This is a genomic window from Mesorhizobium sp. M5C.F.Ca.IN.020.29.1.1 (assembly GCF_003997375.1).
GTDB lineage: Bacteria > Pseudomonadota > Alphaproteobacteria > Rhizobiales > Rhizobiaceae > Mesorhizobium > Mesorhizobium wenxiniae.
Window position 1 is genome coordinate 1 of record NZ_RZSW01000632.1, and the last position, 3,089, is coordinate 3,089.

General features: G+C 62.0%; 3 protein-coding genes and 1 pseudogene. 1 reads left to right on the plus strand and 3 read right to left on the minus strand.

What is annotated here, in order from left to right; genetic code table 11:
* Positions 1-458: NAD(+) synthase (nadE, locus tag EOA85_RS31170; RefSeq protein WP_127212294.1), on the plus strand; the 458-nt coding region annotated here is incomplete at its 5' end.
* Between the two features lie 35 nt (positions 459-493).
* Here nadE and EOA85_RS31175 read toward each other — a convergent pair.
* The 3 genes and pseudogenes from EOA85_RS31175 to EOA85_RS31185 form a co-directional block, all read right to left on the minus strand.
* Positions 494-1,609: a hypothetical protein gene (locus EOA85_RS31175; RefSeq protein ID WP_127212295.1), complete on the minus strand. Its 1,116-nt coding sequence runs from the start codon at positions 1,607-1,609 to the stop codon at positions 494-496.
* 450 nt (positions 1,610-2,059) lie between these two features.
* Complete coding sequence (locus EOA85_RS31180; RefSeq protein WP_127212296.1) at positions 2,060-2,830, minus strand: SDR family oxidoreductase; 771 nt, start codon at positions 2,828-2,830, stop codon at positions 2,060-2,062.
* Positions 2,827-3,089: pseudogene (locus EOA85_RS31185) on the minus strand (ABC transporter permease); the annotation flags it as partial. The gene EOA85_RS31180 and the pseudogene EOA85_RS31185, both read right to left, overlap by 4 nt.

Consider the following 3,089-nt stretch of genomic DNA (forward strand, 5'->3'; position numbering starts at 1 on the left):
CCCGCAAACAGATCGAATATTATCATGCCGATCGCTTGAACTTCGCCGTTCTTGGAACGCCGAACCGGCTGGAATACGATCAGGGTTTCTTCGTCAAGAACGGTGACGGCGCGGCTGACGTCAAGCCGATCGCACATCTCTATAAAACGCAGGTCTATGCGCTGGCGGCCTATCTCGGCGTTCCAGAGGAAATCCGCAAACGGCCGCCGACCACCGATACCTACTCGCTGGCGCAGACGCAGGAGGAGTTCTACTTCTCGCTTCCCTATGATCGGATGGATATTTGCCTTTTCGGCCTCAACAAAGGCGTGGCGGCCGAAGTGGTCGGCCAGGCGGCGGGACTAGACGCCTCACAAGTGGAACGCGTCTGGGCCGATATCACCGCCAAGCGAAAAGCCACGCGCAATCTGCACCTGCGCCCGCAACTCGTTGATGAGGTCGAGGAAGTCGGTACCTGACCTGCTTCGAATCGGGCCATGTCCTAAACCGCACTTCAGGTGAAGCGGCCGCCGATCAGCCGGCTCCACTGCTCACCCGCAAGCCCGTTCAGGAAAGCTTGCGAGTTCTTCATGGCATCCAAAAGCTCTGGATCGCGTGAATGCACCACGGTCGAGGCAACAGTTAGGAAAGCTATGCGCCGCCCAAGCATTGCTTCTAGAAGTGCGGGTTGAATCCGTCCCCGCAGGCCGCTGACGCCGCGTTCGGCGGCATGATCGATCAGGCAGTCGATCACCGAACCCGCCTGCCCGGGAAGGGCGAGGATCTGCAGCACGCGACCGATTTCATCTTTCCGTGCGTGATAGGCGAATGCGCCGACATTGGTGCCGACTGGCGATGTCACGGAAACGAAGACAAGCTCGCCCATATCCGGCTTTTGTGCCGCATCGGCCAGGATGTGATCGAGCTGGCCTTCCGCCCACTCCGGGCGCAGGACGAACTGGGCGGTCAACGGTTCGACGAGCTTGGCAAATGTGCCGCTGTCGATTTCCGACGTCCGGAGGGCGCCATGGCCTGCCCCGTCCGGCGCCACACCGGACCAGCGGCGTTCGCTGGACTTCATTCGCCTGCAATAAAATCGGTCGATGGCATGCGCAAACGGATTGAGCATTCGGGCAAGCTTCAAGCGACTGGCGGAAAGGCTGAGCACAAAGCTCGACGGCCGCATCACGCGTACCCAGTCGAGACTGTATTGCGGCAGGACCACGCCACGCAGCCGTGTCCACAACCTTGCGGAGATGTCGTTGGCCGTCTCGCTGAAAGAGATGTCCTGCGGACCATCCAGGTAAGCTTTCAACAACCGGGCTCCGGCCATCGGATCGCGCTCATGATCCTCGACCATGAGCGAGCTGCAAATGGCGGCGTGTAATTGCCGGCCGTTGAACTGCATCGGCAATGCGTGAACGCCGACAAACCCGGAGACGCGGCCGGCGTCGTTGACATGGACTAGCGACCGGAGATCGCCTCCGCAACCGGGCGCCTCCAGATAAAACCGTCTCATATATTCGATGAGCGAGGCCGACGCTTCGGTCCGCTCTTTGCGCAGCACGCGTTGAAACATGCCTGCGACTGCCGGAAGATCGGCACCTTCCAGGGCGCGAATGACGCTCAAGCCCGGCTCCCGCCACCGGAGTCCCGTCCACCGCGTGTCCGGACCATGGCGACGCCAGGCTTCCCATCGGCCATCGGGGCGACCGTCAGGTGTTCGTGGCGGTGCGATCTCGCCCAGTTGCAATCGCTCCGATGGCCGAAAGGAGAGCTGAAATGCTGCGGCAAGGTAGGCCCTTTGCTTGATTATGAAAACGAGCGTCGTTGCTGTTACCAACTTCGGGTAAACCGATGTTAAAGTATTGGTAGCGAATCGAGTTTTATCGACGCGACTCACGCCTTGTTTCCTCGGCGCCGCGGCACGTCTGGCGAGGCCTCAGCCTGCAGCTTCCGGCGCGAAGCCAAGTCGCTTGGCTACGATCCTTGCCCGCGCCGCCGTTCTTGAGACGAACCATGGCAAGTGCTGCATGATCTGCCGCCCGGTGCAGGAAAAAACCGGTGCCGAAAACGAGGATCATGGCGGAAGGAGCCGGAAATCCTTGCCTTCGGGCAGCAGCTGCCCGCCGTCGACGATTATAGTCGTGCCGGTGATGTAGCTGGCGTCGTCGGAGGCCAGGAACAGGAAAGCATTGGCCACGTCGCGCGGGCTGCCGAGGCGGCCGAGCGGTATGGAGTCCTCCATGTTCCTTATATAGGCGGCGCCGCGATGCAGCTGGATTGCTTCGGTGAGGATATTGCCGGGCTCGACGCCGTTGACGGTGATGCCATAGCCCGAGAATTCGAGAGCGGCCGAACGGATCAGGCCGTTGATACCGGCTTTGGTCGCCGAATAGTGGCCGTGACCAGGGCTGGTGACGTGTGGGCCGGTGATGGAGGAGGTGAACAGCATGCGGCCAAAGTGCTGCGCCTTCATCGGAACGAGTGCGGCACGGGCGGCATTGAAGGTGCCGCGCAAATTGACCGCCATGACGCGGTCCCAGTCCTCCGGACTGGTGTTCTCCAGCAACTGCCAGGGATAGATGCCGGCATTCTGGACCATGATGTCGAGACGGCCGTGATGGTCGAGCGCCAGCGCAACGGCGGCCTCCGCATCGACCAGCTGCGAGATGTCGGTGCGGATGAAGACAGCGCCGAACTCGTCCGCGGCCGCTTGCCCGACCTCGACCTCGGTATCGGCCAGGACCAGCTTCGCACCCTCTTCGGCAAAGCGCTGTGCGATGCCCTTACCGATGCCGCGCGCACTGCCGACGATCAGCGCGACCTTGTCTTTGAGACGCCCGGTCATGCCAGCCTCTGGCGAATGGTTTGCTTGAAAGCGTCGAGCAGCACGGCGGCAAGCACGAGCAGGCCGTGGATCACCTGGGTGAAGTTGGCCGGAAGGCCCATCAGGTTGATCGCCGTGTTGATGGCCGACAGCAAAAGCACGCCGGCATAGACGCCGGGCAGGGTGCCGACGCCGCCCTTCAGGCTGACACCGCCGATGACGACGGCGGCGAACGCGTTGAACAGCAGGCCGACGCCGAGATTGGCGGTGGCGCCCGAGG

Coding starts and splice junctions, on each gene's coding strand:
- EOA85_RS31180 (WP_127212296.1), bottom strand. CDS start 2,830: ATGACCGGGCGTCTCAAAGACAAGGTCGCGCTGATCGTCGGCAGTGCG.